The organism is Flavobacterium sp., from assembly GCF_027531705.1.
GTDB lineage: Bacteria > Bacteroidota > Bacteroidia > Flavobacteriales > Flavobacteriaceae > Flavobacterium.
Genome location: NZ_JAPZSP010000036.1, coordinates 1 through 16,371 on the forward strand (window position 1 = coordinate 1; position 16,371 = coordinate 16,371).

The window sequence follows — 16,371 nt, forward strand, 5'->3', positions numbered from 1 at the left end:
GAAGGAGCCACCAAATTAAACTCAAAAACAAATAAACATCCTGATTGGTTATTCAAAACTATAATAGACTCAAGAGAATAGATTGATTATAAATTTGGTAAAATTATCAAAGAAAAAGATAGTTTAAATTTTACTATAAAAAACAACAAGATAACAACAGTTCCAATTCCGGTTTTCGGGATAAAAAACAAACAAGTTCTCTTCAAAAAATGGTTGGAAAACATCAAAACCGACAGCACATTTACCGTTCCTAGAACTGATTATGACAAAATTGTTATCAATTATAAAAATGAAGTTCCCGAAAATAATTTGAGAAACAACTGGAAATCACTTAAATGCTTAGGTTTAAATCGTCCTTTGAAATTTGCTTTCATGAAAGACTTGGAAAATCCTTATTACAACCAAATTTTATATGTTCCATCTTTTGAATATAATTTATACGATGGAGCAATGTTAGGATTGCGTTTTCATACTAAAACAATTCTTGAAAAACCTTTTGTTTTAGATGTAAACCCAATGTATGCTACCAAGTCTGAATCGCTTTCAGGAAGTTTTAGTTTTGGAATTAATAAAGATTATAGAGAAGGAAAACTCTTCAATATGAAATATTTTATGAGTGGTTCTCGTTTTCATTATGCACCAGATGCTACTTATTTCAAATTGAATCCAACTATTTCAATGACTTTTAGAGACCCAGATTTTAGAAATAATCACAAATCAGGAATTTCAGCGAGATATAATATAATTAATAAAGAAAAATCAAATTTTCTACTTCAAGAAAAAGAAGATAATTACTCTATTTTCAATTTAAGATATTTCAATTTTACAAACGAAATAACTTCTCTATTTAGCTATGGCACTGATTTTCAATACTCAAATGGATTTAGCAAAATTTCAGGGTCAATATTTTATAGAAAATTATATGATGATAACCGTCAGCTAAGTTTACGACTTTACGCTGGAAGTTTTATCACTAATAAAACAAAAACTGACGCATACAGTTTCGGGATAAGTGGACCAAATGATTATCTTTTTGAGCAAAACTTACTAGGAAGATCTGAAAGTTCAGGACTTTTTAGTCAACAGTATGTTGTAGCAGATGGAGGATTTAAATCTAAAATAATACCAACAAATGCTAATAAATGGCTCGTTGCAACAAATGCAAGTTTTACTATTTGGAATTGGATTGAACTATATGGCGACATCGGCCTTGCCAAAAACAAATCCATTTCCCCTGAATTTATATACGATAACGGACTTCGATTGAATTTCGTTCAAGATTTTTTTGAACTTTATTTACCTATCTATTCTAATAATGGTTGGGAAATCGCACAACCTCATTATGACGAAAAAATTCGTTTCATAATAACTATAAGCCCAAAAACACTTTTAAACCTTTTTACCAGAAAATGGTTTTAGTTTTTAACCCTTAAAATTGCGGTAAATCTTATTTTATTTCAATTTCACTAAACATTTTATAATTCATTTCAGCTAAAAGAACTATTATCTATTAAAAATTCAATTATTTATTTTTTGAAAGTATGCAATAATTACTAAGTTTTTAATTAAATTTGTTTCCCAAAGAAATACTTTTCATTTATGAATCAAGCAGAAACCACAACAGTACTTACATTTGAAGATTTTAAAAATGAAGTGCTTAAAGATTATAAAATTGCCACTATTAGCAGAGAATGTAGCCTTCTTGGAAGAAAAGAAGTGCTAACGGGAAAAGCTAAATTCGGAATTTTTGGTGACGGAAAAGAAGTTCCACAATTGGCTATGGCCAAAGCGTTTCAAAATGGTGATTTCCGTTCTGGTTATTACCGTGATCAAACGTTTATGATGGCTATTGGCGAATTGACAATTCAGCAATTTTTTGCAGGTTTATATGGACATACCGATATCAACCATGATCCAATGTCGGCTGGAAGACAAATGGGTGGACACTTTGCAACGCATTCATTAGATGAAAATGGTCACTGGAAAAACTTAACAAAACAAAAAAATTCAAGCTCAGATATTTCTCCAACTGCTGGTCAAATGCCACGTTTGCTAGGTTTAGCGCAAGCATCTAAAATCTACAGAAATGTTGCAGGAATTGACACAACCAATTTTTCCGATAAAGGAAATGAAGTAGCTTGGGGAACAATTGGAAATGCTTCTACATCAGAAGGTTTGTTTTTTGAAACTATCAATGCTGCTGGTGTTTTACAAGTGCCAATGGTAATGAGTGTTTGGGATGACGAATACGGAATTTCGGTTCATGCGCGCCATCAAACCACTAAAGAAAATATTTCTGAAATTCTGAAAGGATTTCAACGTGATAAAAACAATAACGGATTTGAAATCTTGAGAGTAAAAGGTTGGGATTATGCCGAATTGGTAGCTACTTACGAAAAGGCAAGTGCAATTGCACGAGAAGAACACGTTCCAGTTTTAATTCACGTGCAAGAATTGACGCAACCGCAAGGACATTCAACTTCTGGTTCACACGAACGTTACAAAAATGAAGAACGTTTGGCATGGGAAACCAAATATGATTGTGTTGCTCAAATGAGAATTTGGTTGTTGGAAAACAGTTTGGCAACTGAAGAAGAACTTTTAGCAACCGAGTCACAATCAAGAGCGGAAGTATTAGAAGGTAAAAAAGCTGCTTGGTTAGCATTTGTAGAACCAACTAAAACTGAACAAGCCGAATTAGTTTCATTACTAACAACAATAGCAAGCACAAGTGACAACAAAGTTTTTATTGATAAAATTGCATCTGATTTAGCTACTATAAAAGAACCAATTCGCAAAGAAATTCTTTCTACAGCTCGTAAGGTTTTGAGAATGATTATCAAAGAAAATAATCGTGTAGTTTTAGCTGATTGGATTCAAAAATATACCAGAAAAATTCAGCCTAAATTTAGCGGAAATTTATTTTCAACTTCTTCTCAAAATATTCACAGCATAAAAGAAGTTTTGCCAATTTATGATGAAACTGCCGAAGATGTTGATGCTCGATTGATTTTGCGTGACAATTTCGATACATTGTTTACAAAATATCCTGAAGTTTTAGTTTTTGGTGAAGATGCAGGAAATATTGGTGATGTAAACCAAGGATTAGAAGGCATGCAAGAAAAATATGGAGAACTTCGAGTTGCCGATGTTGGTATTCGTGAAGCCACCATTTTAGGTCAAGGAATCGGAATGGCTATGCGTGGTTTGCGACCAATTGCAGAAATTCAATACCTTGATTATTTGTTGTATGCTATTCAAATTATGAGCGATGATTTGGCAACTTTACAATACCGAACTAGCGGCAAACAAAAAGCACCGTTAATTATCCGTACTCGCGGACATCGTTTAGAAGGTGTTTGGCATTCAGGTTCACCAATGGGAATGATTATCAATGCAGTTCGTGGAATTCACGTTTTGGTACCAAGAAATATGACTAAAGCTGCAGGATTTTACAATACTTTATTGCAAACCGACGAACCAGCCTTAATAGTTGAATGCTTAAATGGGTATCGATTAAAAGAAAAAATGCCGACCAATCTAGCCGAATTCAAAACACCAATTGGAATTGTTGAAACTATCAAACAAGGAACAGACATTACTTTGGTTTCTTATGGTTCAACATTGCGTTTGGTAGAACAAGCCGCAAAAGAATTGTTAGAAATAGGAATAGATTGCGAAATTATTGATATTCAATCATTACTGCCTTTTGATATTGAAAAAGGAATTCTAAAAAGCGTTAAAAAAACAAGTCGTTTATTGATTATTGATGAAGATGTTCCAGGTGGAGCTTCTGCCTATATTATGCAACAAATAATAGATGAACAAAACGCTTACGATTATTTAGATAGCAAACCACAAACGTTAACATCAAAGCCACATCGACCAGCTTACGGAACCGATGGCGATTATTTCTCAAAACCATCAACAGAGGATATTTACGAGAAAATATATGAAATGATGCACGAAAGCAATCCAAGTAAATACCCGAGTTTGTATTAACTAGGTTTTTTCTTAAAAACAGAAATTTAATTATATTCCACAAAAAAACACTCTACATAACTGTATGTTATTATTTTACATTTTTCACTAACTTGTTTTTCTTATAAAAAATATCCCCTATAATGGGGATTTTTTTTTTATAATTACTTGCTATAAATTTGTTTTTTTAACTTGTTGAATCTTTTTTAATTTTCAATCAGTTACAATTTATACACAAACATTTAAACAGCAATCAAAATGAAAAAAAAATCAACTTGGAAAATAGTTTTGACACTAAACAAAAGTCAATACTTTTTGGTTTTATAGCTTTACCCATAATAGCATTAATAAGATTTCCTTCTGCATTTACATATTTTTTTTTTACTCTTATACATATTATCTTAGCTTTTTATTTGATTATAGTTTTCATAAAAAAAGGTTTGTCAGTTGATAATGAAAATCTCTTTTAACCTATTATCTATTTAATTTTACTATCTACAAAAAGAAAATATATTTTAATAATAAAAAATTTTTACTATATTTAGAAACAAAGTAATTCTGCAGAAAAATTATGTAAGCAATGTAAATTCAGATGTTTACCGTAATTTTTTGAGTGTAGAATTTGATTTACTAAACAAAAAAACATTCAAAAAAGGAAAACATTATTAAAATAACAATATCTGGACTTGAAGATAAGCAAAAAACTTTTCTTGAAAAGAACACACAACTAAGTTTGAGACTTATTCTCCTAACTATTTAATCAATAAATAATTTCAATGTTTATGAAAGGTCAGTTTATAAATTATATAAAATCAATTAAAATTGAGTATAAAATTGCTTTTTATTATTTTTTATCAGGGATAATATGGATTTTATTTTCTGATAAAGTTCTAAATTCTGTCATTTCAAATGTTGAATTACTAATACATTTTCAAACATATAAAGGTGTCTTTTATATAACTGTTACAACATTTCTTTTATATCTATTAATTAAACATCATATTCAAAAACTAAAAGATCAACAATTACTTTTTGAAACAATGTTTAATACTATAACTGATAGCGTAGTAATAACTAATACCAAAAGGGAAATCATAATGGCTAATAATGCAGCCAAAAAAACATTCGCATTTGAAGGGAAGCTAAACAATATTTCAACCCAAAAATTTTATGCTGATGAAAATGATTATCAACGAGCTGGGAAACTTGTCTTTGATGTAGGTTCAGAAAATGTTAAAACGAGCTATGTTATAAATTATAAAGACAATAATAATAGAGTCTTTCCTGGCGAGTCATTCAGCGCAAAATTATTAGATACAAAAGGAAATTGGATTGGTAATCTATCGATAGTACGAGACATTACAGATCGCATAAAGTCTGAAATCGAAATTCATGAAAGTAAGACCAAACTTGAAGTAGCTCTAGAAAGCATGACTGACGCCGTATTTATTTCAGATATTGAAGGTCGTCTAATAAATTTCAACGAAGCATTTGTAACTTTTCACAAATTTGAAAACAAGGAATGTTGTCCAAAAAATCATAAAGAATATCCTGAATTATTTGAGGTTTATTTACCTAACGGAGAAATAGCTAAACTAGATCAAAGACCCGTTTCAAGAGCTCTAAATGGTGAAAAAGCTATAAGTGATGAATATACTATAAAAAGAAAAGATACAGGAGAAATATGGGTTGGCAGTTATAGCTTTGCCCCTATTAGAGATAAAAATAATACTATTGTTGGTTCAGTTGTTGCTGCAAGAGACATTACAGAAAATAAAATAGCCCAAGATGAGCTTATAAAAGCCAAAGAAAAAGCCGAAGAAAGTGATAGACTAAAATCAGTTTTTCTTCAAAATATTTCACACGAAATTAGAACTCCTATGAATGCTATCATTGGATTTTCTGAATTATTATGTGATCCAAAAACTTCTCCAAAAAATATGCGAAGATATAATGAAATCATCACCAATAGTAGTGGTCAACTGCTGTCAGTCGTTAACGATTTGCTAACAATTTCTATTTTAGAATTGAAACAAATTCAAGTTACATTATCAAATGTAAATGTTAATTATGTTATTAAAGAACTTCAATCTATTTTCTTAAAAAAAGCTCTAGAAAAAGATATACAATTCAAAATTGAAAACAATTTGATTGAGGATTTTTACATTTATTCTGATGAAATAAAAATTCGCCAAGTATTGATAAACTTGCTTTCTAATGCGTTTAAGTTTACTAAATCTGGTTCGGTAGAGCTAGGTTATTCTGTAAAAAATAATTTCATAGAATTTTATGTAAAAGACACTGGAATTGGAATTAGCCCTAAATTACACGAAAGAATTTTTGAACATTTTCTTCAATCTGATGTGACTATTAATGAAAATTATGGCGGAACTGGTTTAGGATTGGCAATTTCAAAAGAATTTATCAAATTAATAGGCGGAAATATTTGGCTTGATTCTGATGAAGGAAAAGGCGCAACATTCTATTTTACCATTCCTTTTGAAGACAGTATTATTGAAAAAGAAGTTAAAACAACTAATACTTCTGCTGTAAAAATTGAAAAACCAATTATCTTAATTGTCGAAGACGATTCGTTTAATTTTCTATTTATTGACAAATTATTCTCTGATTTAAACATAACTCTATTACACGCTTGGAACGGTAAAGAAGCAATTGAAATACACCAGCAAAACCCTGGTATTTCAATGGTTCTTATGGATTTAAAAATGCCAATTATGAATGGTTATGAAACAACAAAAAAATTAAAAGAGAAAAATCCTCAATTACCAATTATAGCAATATCAGCTTATGCGTTACCGCAAGAAGTAGAAAAGGCAAAAGAATTCGGATTTGAATCTTACTTAACCAAACCAATCAGAAAGGACAGCTTAATTCAACTTTTAGATAAATATTACAAAAATTAAATTTTAAATTCCTTTTAATCCTTCAACCAATTCATCAATATCACTTTTGGTATTATAATGACTGAAAGAAATTCGCAAACTAGGTTTTTTTAATTCTTCTTCGGATAAAATTTTAGCTAAAACATGAGAAGGCTTTACACTTCCGCTTTGGCATGCGCTACCTCGAGAAACAGCAATTCCTTTCATATCCAAATTGAATAAAATCATAGCCGTTTTTTCTTCTGAAAATGGTAATAAAACATTCAGAATATTGTAAAAAGTAGCTTCTCCGTTCACTTTTATTTCAGGAAAATTTGCTTTTAAACGTTCAATGCAATATGCTTTCAAATCTGAAATATAGTTACGTTCCTCAGTAAGATTTTGATAACCTAATTCTAATGCTTTTGCCATACCAACAACTTGATGCACGGCTTCTGTACCAGCACGAAGTCCTTTTTCTTGTTCGCCGCCATAAAGCATTGGTTGCAAAACGTTTGTTTTCTTTACATAAGCAAAACCAGCACCTTTTGGTCCATGAAATTTATGAGCACTTGCGACAATAAAATCAACTGGAAGCTCGTGCAAATTGAGTTCGGTTTTTCCAACAGATTGCACAGTGTCACAATGAAATAAAGTATGATGTTGCTCGCAAATACGCCCTACTTTTTCAATATCTAAAACGGTTCCGATTTCGTTATTAACGTGCATTAATGTTACTAAAGTCTTGCCTTTTTTAGAAAGTAATTCGACTAAATTTGTAATATCAATTTGTCCGCTTGGTAGAATGTTTACAAAATCGACTTCAATTCCGTACATTTTTTGCAAATGTTTTACGGTGTATAAGGTAGCATGATGCTCTATTTTGCTAGTAATAATTCTCTCTATTTTCAAATCTCTAACGGCGCTTTTTAGTATCCAATTAGATGCTTCAGTAGCGTTTGAAGTAAAAATTAGCTCTTGCGCTGCGCATCCTAACATTTTTGCAATCGATTTTCTTGAAGTTTCAAGAGCAGTTTTGGCACTTCGACCATAACTATGTGTTGAAGATGGATTTCCAAAATCATTTTGCAAAACTGTTATCATCTCATCTATAACTTCTTGACGAAGAGATGTTGTAGCGGCGTTATCTAGGTATATTTTTTTCATATCAACTACTTTTTTCGCTCTAAAAACTAAGCGAAATTTCTATTTAAATTGGCTTTTAAATAACTTATCAATTTTGAAGTTGCAAAGTTACAAATTTCATTGTGTTAATGGAATACAAATTGATTGGCTAATGTAAATTAAAATTTTACTTTTGCTTCCACTAGATTTTGGATTATTAAACTTTGAATTATCCAATAAAATATAAATTTATGAAAAAAATAATAGGTTTGTTCGCATTACTACTACTTGTAAACGCTTGTGATGATGGAGATATTATTATAGAAAATATTGATTTGACTGATGTTCAACCAAAGTATTGCATTGAAACTGGAATTTTATACAAGTTTAGTGGCAATCAAGCACTACTTGCTAAATTTTCAGAAACTGATTTCAATCGTGTATTTATTAATAAAGTTTCTACCAATGTAAAAACAATAGTAATAAACAATACTACTAATCGCTTTATTTACAGAAATTACAGTGGTACAGTTGCAGATAATTCAATTTGCGGAACGATTTTGGCTGCAAACCCACAAGTTACTGAAGAATGGGTAGCATTAAATGGAACAGCGGAAATTACGACTGATTTTGTTCTAAGCACTCCAACATCTGATAATGCTACTAGAGTTACAGCATATAGACATTCTATAATTTTTAAAGATGTGACATTCCAAAAACCTGATGGTTCGCAAATACAATATGAAGAATTTTTATTTGGTAATTATGATACTGCTGTTGAAGCACTACCGCTTACTTTTACCGAAGATAAATTAACAAAGAGCACTTGTGCTAATGACTACAGCCTGTATAATGTGTCTGGAAAAGGCGAAATGCGATTAAAATTGATACAAACTGATTTTGAAAATCTAATACAAAACAGCCCTACAGCAGTAGATAGTCCGAGAAAAATCACACTAAATAGTTCAAATACTTTGACTTATAATTTATATGAATCTGCAGTAACAAATATTGATTTTTGCACAGCAACATTGCCAACAATTAGCGAAATTTGGAAGGCTAAAAATGGAGAAATTGGTGTTTCGGGCATTGTAGAAGTTGTAACTATATCTGCTGGCGGTGGCACTTATAAACATACCGTAACCCTGAAAAAAATTACTTTAGAAAAAGATTTAAGCAGTTTTTCATTAGGTGACACCTTCCTTTTTGGTAGTTTCCTCAATTAAATCAATTATCTTATTTATAAAAAAACAAACCCATCAATTCATTTTTGATGGGTTTTCTTTTGTCAAATTTTTACAAATAAAAGGTTTTTTTTAAATAAAAAAAGATAGCTCAAAACATCTATTACTTAATTTATTTTGATTGAAATTTGATGAAAATCAATTGTTTTTTTTACATTTTTTACTTCATTTTTTACTTTAAAAATCATTTTAAGAGCTAAATATTAATCAAAAAATAGCATCTAAAACAAGTCGAAACTGAGTCATTTTTTGCAAAATTATTGCTCCACTTTTTAATAATTTCAGTTGAAACATGAACTAAAACATAATTCATAAACCCATTTTTTTTGCATTATTCCGGTTTAAATTTGATGAAAGTCAATTGTTTTTTTGCCTTTTTCAAACAAAAAAATAATCTTTTTTACTTCAAATTTTTACTTTAAAAATCATTTTAAGAGTCTATTTTTAATCGAAAAACAGCATCTAAAACAAGTCGAAACTAAGTCGTTTTTTGCAAAAATATTGACTCAAATTTTAAAAATTTTAGCTGAAAAATTGCTTTAAAAAAACTCTATTTTACATTTTGCTTGATGTAAACTTCGGTTGCGCCTTGTCCGTATTTTTGAAAATTGGCTTCTTTAAAATCGATATTTGGATAACGTCCTAACATAAAATCGAGTTCCGATTTTAGAATTCCTTCACCAACACCATGTATAAAAACAATCTTCGGAATGCGATTTCTGATGGCAAATTCGATGTGTCTTTTTGCCGTTTCTGTTTGCAAAGTTAGGATGTCATAATTGCTCATTCCTCTAAAATTTTTAACCAATTTTTCAATGTGCAAATCAAATTCTGGTGGTGGGATTTCACCTTTAATTTTCTTTTCTTTTTCAAAACTTCGAGATTTTGGCTCTTCTTTTTCCTTTTTTATTTTAGTTGAATCAAAACTTCTAATTGATTGCTCTAAATTACTGGAATTGTTTATTTTAATTAACTCATTGACAAAATATGTCATCACGAATCCGTCGCTAGTTTCTATCGTTACTTGATCTTTATCAACCGAAATCACTACTCCGTCAACTGCTTCATCTAGCACCGAAACTTTGTCTCCTCTACTTATCATTTTACTGTAATTTTATTAAAATTAAAAAGCTATTTTTTATCAAAATTTGAATTCATTTTAAACAAAAAAATTATTAAAATCGATTTCAAATTTTCATTTCAAAAAAATAGTTTATTCAAAAAACGTCTCTCCTATTTTTTTTAAAATTCAAAAGTAGGAAACTTAAAATTATAAAAAGTTTATTCGACAATGAATATTATTTTTTCGTAAAATTGTAATTCAAAAAAACACCCATTTTGGATTTAGAAAAATATATGATTCCGTGTCTGAGCAAAAAACTTTTTGGAGTGGAATGTTTGGGTTGTGGTGCACAACGATCTTTGGTTTTAATTTCCCAAGGAGAATTTGCAAAAGCGTTTCAAATGTATCCTGCTATTTATACCACGATTTTGTTTTTTGTTTTTTTGGCTTTGCATCTTTTTCACAAATCTAGAAACTATTCTAAAATTGTAATTGGACTTGCTATTGCAAATGCCATCATAATGGTTGTCTCTTATTTTTTCAAAACTTCAAACTATTGCTATTAATTTTTTAAATCAAATCATGGAAAATCAAAAATTGCCAAACGCAACTACTGTCTTAATCTTGGCATTACTTTCAATTATGACATGTTGGCTTCTAGTTGGATTAATTTTCGCTGTTGCTGCAATTTATATTTCTAAAGGTGACTTAAAACTTTACCATGAAAATCCTAAACGTTATGATAATTATCAAACTTTGTTAATTGGAAGAGTTTTGACTGGAATAGGAATTTTTATAAATATCTTTTATTTAGTCTTTGTAATTTATGTTTATACAGTAATCGGTTTTGAAAACTTAGATTCGTTCAATAAAAACATTGAAGCCAAAAAAGAATATATTGAAGAACATCGCTAGTCATTAAAACAAAAAAAATCTGCTCGAATAAAGCAGATTTTTTTATCTATGAAATTGAAATTTTATTTTTCAAATTGTTTCAGCGTATTTATAATAATCGAAACACAATCTAACAATTGCTCATCGTTCATTACCAACGGCGGAGCGAAACGAATAATGTTGCCGTGGGTTGGTTTAGCCAACAAACCATTATCTCTCAAAGCAAGGCAAATATTCCATGCTGTATCGCTTTCTTCGGTATCGTTGATTACAACTGCGTTTAGCAAACCTTTTCCACGAACTAAAGTTGCAATAGTTGAGGTTTGGATGTACTCGTTTAGTTTTTCTCTGAATATTTTACCTAATCTTCTGGCGTTTTGAGCTAAATTTTCTTCCTCAACTACTTCTAAAGCAGCAATAGCAACCGCACCTGCAATAGGATTGCCTCCAAAAGTTGAACCATGTTGACCTGGTTTGATAACATTCATAATATGATCATTAGCCAATACTGCTGAAACAGGATAGGCACCACCTGACAAAGCTTTACCAAGAATTAAAATATCTGGAGTAACATAAGTTACTTGTTTTTCGCAAGCATTTTCACAAGTGCAATTACCGCAAACTGCCAATATTGAACCTGTTCTTGCAATTCCGGTTTGAACCTCATCAGCAATAAACAAAACGTTGTTGGCTGCACAAAGTGCTTTAGCTTTTACCAAATAATCTTCTGCTGGTGTATAAACTCCTGCTTCACCTTGAATAGGTTCAACAAGGAAGCCAGCTATGTTTTTAGACGATTTAAGTGCGTTTTCCAATGCATCTATGTCGTCGTAAGGAATTTTGATAAATCCTGCTGTATAAGGTCCAAAATTCTTTCTAGCATTTTCATCATTTGAAAAAGAAATAATGGTAGTTGTTCTTCCGTGGAAATTTCCGTCACAAACGATTATTTGTGCTTCGTTTTCATTAATTCCTTTTTTCTCATACGCCCATTTTCTACAAAGTTTTAAAGCTGTTTCTACCGCTTCTGCGCCAGTATTCATTGGAAGCACTTTATCAAATCCGAAATATTTTGTGATATATTCTTCGTAAACACCTAATTTATCGTTGTAAAAAGCACGAGAAGTCAATGTTAATGTCTGCGCTTGATTAACCATTGCTCCAATAATTTTTGGATGACAATGTCCTTGATTTACTGCAGAATAAGCCGAAAGAAAATCGTAATATCTTTTTCCTTCAACATCCCAAACATAAACACCTTCACCCCTACTCAAAACAACTGGTAGTGGATGATAATTGTGAGCTCCGTATTTATCTTCTAATGCAATAGCATCTACTGAACTCATTTTTTCTAAAACTGACATAATTTTTTCTTTTTTACCCAAACTCGTCATGGGCTATTTTAAAATATCAATTCCTTCTTGTGGAGAGAAATCATCCATAATTTTACAAAGGTAAAATTTTAGTTTAAAAGTTTAGATGTTTAAGAGTTTAATATTGTTACTAACAAACAACTTTAAACCAAATTAAACAAATTTAAACAAACTAAACTATTTTTTAATTCTTTCTAAAATATCATTCATCATTTCTATTTGCACTTTTTGAATCTCTATCAATTCTTGTTGTTGATGCATGATTAAATGATCTAATTTTTCATCGAGCATTCTGATTTCTAACTCTGATTTTAGGTTAATCATATAATCTTTTTTGGCTCTTTCGCGGTCTTTTTCTTCTTGACGGTTTTGGCTCATCATGATGACAGGAGCTTGTAATGCAGCAATACATGATAAAATCAAATTGAGTAAAATAAATGGGTATGGATCAAAACCTTTGTTGAGTAGTAAAAAAACGTTAGAACCAATCCAAATGGTGATAAAGACGAAAAACGAAATGATAAACGTCCAACTTCCTCCGAATGACGCTACTTTATCGGCAATTACTTGTCCGAAAGTTCTGTTGTCAACCTCATCTTCAATTTTGTTTACAAAGGATTTATCATCAGAAAGCGATTCTATAATATTTTTATGTAAATCATTTAACTCGCCAACTTCAGTTTCCAAAAATTTGGAAATATATTTTTCACGGTAAATATTTAATTCGCTATCAGAAATATACTGATTGACATCAAAAGTTGGATATTCTTCTATGATAAGATTCAGAATTGGAATACGAATCGATTTTCCCGATACTTTTTCTTTCTCTAAAAATTCTACTCCTGAAATAGCTGATTTGAATGTGACTTTTGAGTTCATTTGAAGGGTTTATAAGTTTAAAGGTTTAAAAGTTTAAGAGTTAACTAAGAAATCCTTAATTACAAAGTTAAACCAAATTAAACAACTTTAAACCTTTAAACTATTAAACTTCCTCTTCAAACATTTCAAGCAACTTGTTTACAGTATTCCAATTTCGCATAGTTGCGGTTACGTTTAGTTTTTTCTCTATGTATTTTTGGTCTAATCGGGTTTTTCCTGCGCCGATATCGTATTTTATGAAGATTCTGTTGCCGTCTATTACTGCTTCGTCGGGTTTGAATTGGCTTATTTTTAGTTCGTTTATGGCAGAACTTGGCAATTCTTTTGAAATGAAAGCTACATATAATTTCTTGGTATCAACTTCTTTTTGCTTTAGAAACGGATTGTTTTTAAAACACAACTCCAAATCATTTTTGCCAATTACAATTACTGGAACTTCGTGTCCAAAACTTTTGTAAATCTCTTGTTTGATGGTAAATCCTACCGTAACAGGTATTTCTTCATCTGTTTCAACAAACACATTGCCTGATTGTATGTAAGTAACCACATTAGTAAACCCAATGGCTTCTAACGTAGTTTTTAATGCTTCCATTTTTATCATGTTGTGTCCTGAGACGTTGATGCCGCGAAGTAGTGCTAGGTGTTTAGTCATAGTTACAAAATTATCAATATTATTAACCCATATGGAATAATTGCAAAATTACAGAAAGCAAACTACAAGTTCTTATCAATTACATTTTATTAATCCCGTAGGGATAAAATTTGGGTAACGAAAATAACTTCCTCAAGAAAAAATCCCGTAGGGATGATATTTAAATTGGCTCTTTAAAAATATAACGTTCATCGAATTCTATTTCGAATACTTTCAAAAATTTCAGATATTCGTCTCTAAATGATTCTTTTTTATGATGATTCTCTTGATTTTGAATATATTCTATAACATTTTCAACATGTGATTTAGAATAAGAAAAAGCTCCATATCCTTCTTGCCATTCAAATTTTACTTTTAAAAACTTCTTTTCATTTATCCATTTGGAAGAACTGCCTTTAATATCTTGTAATAAATCAGAAATTGATTGTGTTGGTCGCATGCCAATAAAAATATGCAAATGATCAGGCATTCCGTTAATAGCTAATAATTTATGATTATTTGCTTTAATAATACCTGAAATATATTGATATAACTCCTCTTTGAACGATGCGTGAATTAGTCCGTTTCGATATTTTACTGCGAAAACAAATTGAATGTGAATTTGTGTGTAGGTATTTGCCATATTTAATATCGTCCCTACGGGACTTTGTCTACTCTTGAATTTTTTTACCAGAATTTAATCCCTAACGGGATTTATTGAATTGCTAAATTAAAAAAAATACATTGTTGTTTTAAATTTTAGATATTAATCATGAAACTAACTATCATAAAAACATAAAATAAATAAAATTTTCCTAAACCCAATCCAAAAAACAAACCAATACATTATTTTTGCCTCATGGGAAAAAAGAAGACAGACAGAATTATATTTGAAAACGTTACCGTGCTTGATGCTGGTGCCAAAGGTGTTTCGGTAGCCAAAGCTCCTGAAGGACAAGTAATATTTATACCTAACGTTGTGCCGGGCGATGTGGTGGATGTGCAAACGTTCAAGAAACGTAAATCTTATTTTGAAGGAAAAGCAATAAAATTTCACTCCTTTTCAGAAAATCGTATCGAACCAGTTTGTGAGCATTTTGGTGCTTGTGGCGGTTGCAAATGGCAAAACATGAAGTATGAACAACAATTGTTTTACAAAAATAACGAAGTCTTCAATAACCTAAAACGCATTGGAAAAATCGATTTACCTGAATTTGAACCCATTTTAGGTTCGGAAAAACAATTTTTCTACAGAAACAAAATGGAATTCGGATTTTCAGACACGCGTTGGTTGACCGAAAGTCAAATTCAATCGAGTGAGGAAAATTTGAGCAAGAAAAATGCTTTAGGTTTTCACGTTCCGAAAATGTGGGACAAAATTCTAGACATTGAAAAATGTTGGTTGCAAGAAGATCCATCGAACGATATTAGAAATTCGATAAAAGAATTTGCCGATAAAAACGGAATGACGTTCTTCAATGCAAGAAATCAAGAAGGTTTGTTACGAACGTTAATGATTAGAACCGCTTCAACTGGCGAAATTATGGTTTTGATTCAATTTTTTGAAAATGACAAAGCCAGTCGTGAGTTGATGATGGATTTTATTCACGAGAAATTCCCACAAATTACTTCGTTGCAATATGTAATCAATAGCAAAGCTAACGACACACTTTACGACCAAGACATCAAACTATACAAAGGAAGAGATTACATTTTGGAAGAAATGGAAGGTTTGAAATTTAGTATCAACGCTAAATCATTCTACCAAACCAATTCTGACCAAGCGTATGAATTATATAAAATCACAAGAGATTTCGCTGGTTTAACTGGAAACGAAGTAGTTTATGATTTATATACCGGAACTGGAACTATTGCACAATTTGTTTCTAAAAAAGCAAAAAAAGTAATTGGTGTTGAAGCCGTTCCAGAGGCGATTGCAGATGCTAAAGAAAACGCCAAACGTAATGAAATTACGAATTGTGAGTTTTATGTTGGCGATATGAAAAACGTATTCAATGACGATTTTATTTCGCAACACGGAAAGCCTGATGTAATCATCACCGATCCACCAAGAGACGGAATGCATAAAGATGTTGTGGAAATGTTATTAAAAACTGGTGCTCCGAAAATTGTTTACGTAAGTTGTAATTCTGCAACGCAAGCAAGAGATTTGGCTTTGATGGACGAAATGTATAAAGTTACTCGTGTGCGACCTGTGGATATGTTTCCGCAAACGCATCATGTGGAAAATGTTGTACTTTTGGAGAAGAAATAGTTTTCAGTGTTCAGTCGCAGTATT

At 30.9% G+C, this 16,371-nt stretch carries 13 protein-coding genes; 7 read left to right on the top strand and 6 right to left on the bottom strand.

Annotated elements, in window-relative coordinates; all coding sequences use genetic code 11:
- The first annotated feature begins 213 nt into the window (after positions 1-213).
- The 3 genes from O9267_RS12660 to O9267_RS12670 all read left to right on the top strand — a co-directional run bounded on the left by O9267_RS12660 (position 214) and on the right by O9267_RS12670 (position 6,905).
- On the top strand, positions 214-1,419 hold the full coding sequence (locus O9267_RS12660) for a hypothetical protein (protein WP_298180143.1): 1,206 nt from the start codon (positions 214-216) through the stop codon (positions 1,417-1,419).
- 180 nt (positions 1,420-1,599) lie between these two features.
- Positions 1,600-4,002, top strand: a complete 2,403-nt coding sequence (locus O9267_RS12665) for an alpha-ketoacid dehydrogenase subunit alpha/beta (RefSeq protein WP_298180145.1) — start codon at positions 1,600-1,602, stop codon at positions 4,000-4,002.
- 761 nt (positions 4,003-4,763) lie between these two features.
- Entirely contained in the window at positions 4,764-6,905 is a 2,142-nt protein-coding gene (locus O9267_RS12670; RefSeq protein WP_298180146.1) for a PAS domain-containing hybrid sensor histidine kinase/response regulator, read from the top strand.
- A 3-nt stretch (positions 6,906-6,908) separates the two neighbouring features.
- On the opposite strand, the gene O9267_RS12675 is transcribed toward O9267_RS12670, so the two are convergent.
- Positions 6,909-8,030 carry a cysteine desulfurase family protein gene (locus O9267_RS12675; protein WP_298180147.1) on the bottom strand — a complete coding sequence of 374 codons (1,122 nt, stop codon included), beginning with the start codon at positions 8,028-8,030 and terminating at the stop codon, positions 6,909-6,911.
- Positions 8,031-8,239: 209 nt separating this feature from the next.
- Here O9267_RS12675 and O9267_RS12680 point away from each other — a divergent pair, with 209 nt between their 5' ends.
- On the top strand, positions 8,240-9,214 hold the full coding sequence (locus O9267_RS12680) for a hypothetical protein (protein ID WP_298180149.1): 975 nt from the start codon (positions 8,240-8,242) through the stop codon (positions 9,212-9,214).
- A gap of 568 nt (positions 9,215-9,782) precedes the next feature.
- On the opposite strand, the gene O9267_RS12685 is transcribed toward O9267_RS12680, so the two are convergent.
- The gene (locus O9267_RS12685; RefSeq protein WP_298180151.1) at positions 9,783-10,334 is read right to left on the bottom strand and encodes a Smr/MutS family protein; all 552 of its coding nucleotides are present in this window, start codon (positions 10,332-10,334) and stop codon (positions 9,783-9,785) included.
- A gap of 236 nt (positions 10,335-10,570) precedes the next feature.
- Between O9267_RS12685 and O9267_RS12690 the strand changes: the two genes are divergently transcribed.
- A complete protein-coding gene (locus tag O9267_RS12690) occupies positions 10,571-10,861 on the top strand; it encodes a DUF2752 domain-containing protein (RefSeq protein ID WP_298180153.1) in 291 nt (96 codons plus the stop codon).
- Positions 10,862-10,877: 16 nt separating this feature from the next.
- Entirely contained in the window at positions 10,878-11,210 is a 333-nt protein-coding gene (locus tag O9267_RS12695; RefSeq protein WP_298180155.1) for a CCC motif membrane protein, read from the top strand.
- Positions 11,211-11,272: 62 nt separating this feature from the next.
- Here the strand turns inward: O9267_RS12695 and rocD are convergent, their stop codons facing one another.
- From rocD to tnpA, 4 genes are all read right to left on the bottom strand, one after another.
- On the bottom strand, positions 11,273-12,553 hold the full coding sequence (gene rocD / locus O9267_RS12700) for an ornithine--oxo-acid transaminase (protein WP_298180157.1): 1,281 nt from the start codon (positions 12,551-12,553) through the stop codon (positions 11,273-11,275).
- A 186-nt stretch (positions 12,554-12,739) separates the two neighbouring features.
- Positions 12,740-13,441, bottom strand: coding sequence for a DUF1003 domain-containing protein (locus O9267_RS12705; RefSeq protein WP_298180159.1), 702 nt, complete (start codon positions 13,439-13,441; stop codon positions 12,740-12,742).
- Positions 13,442-13,544: 103 nt separating this feature from the next.
- Positions 13,545-14,093: a DUF1697 domain-containing protein gene (locus O9267_RS12710; protein WP_298180161.1), complete on the bottom strand. Its 549-nt coding sequence runs from the start codon at positions 14,091-14,093 to the stop codon at positions 13,545-13,547.
- Positions 14,094-14,253: 160 nt separating this feature from the next.
- A complete protein-coding gene (gene tnpA / locus O9267_RS12715) occupies positions 14,254-14,715 on the bottom strand; it encodes an IS200/IS605 family transposase (protein WP_298180163.1) in 462 nt (153 codons plus the stop codon).
- Positions 14,716-14,931: 216 nt separating this feature from the next.
- Here tnpA and rlmD point away from each other — a divergent pair, with 216 nt between their 5' ends.
- A complete protein-coding gene (gene rlmD / locus O9267_RS12720) occupies positions 14,932-16,347 on the top strand; it encodes a 23S rRNA (uracil(1939)-C(5))-methyltransferase RlmD (protein WP_298180165.1) in 1,416 nt (471 codons plus the stop codon).
- Positions 16,348-16,371: the final 24 nt, after the last annotated feature.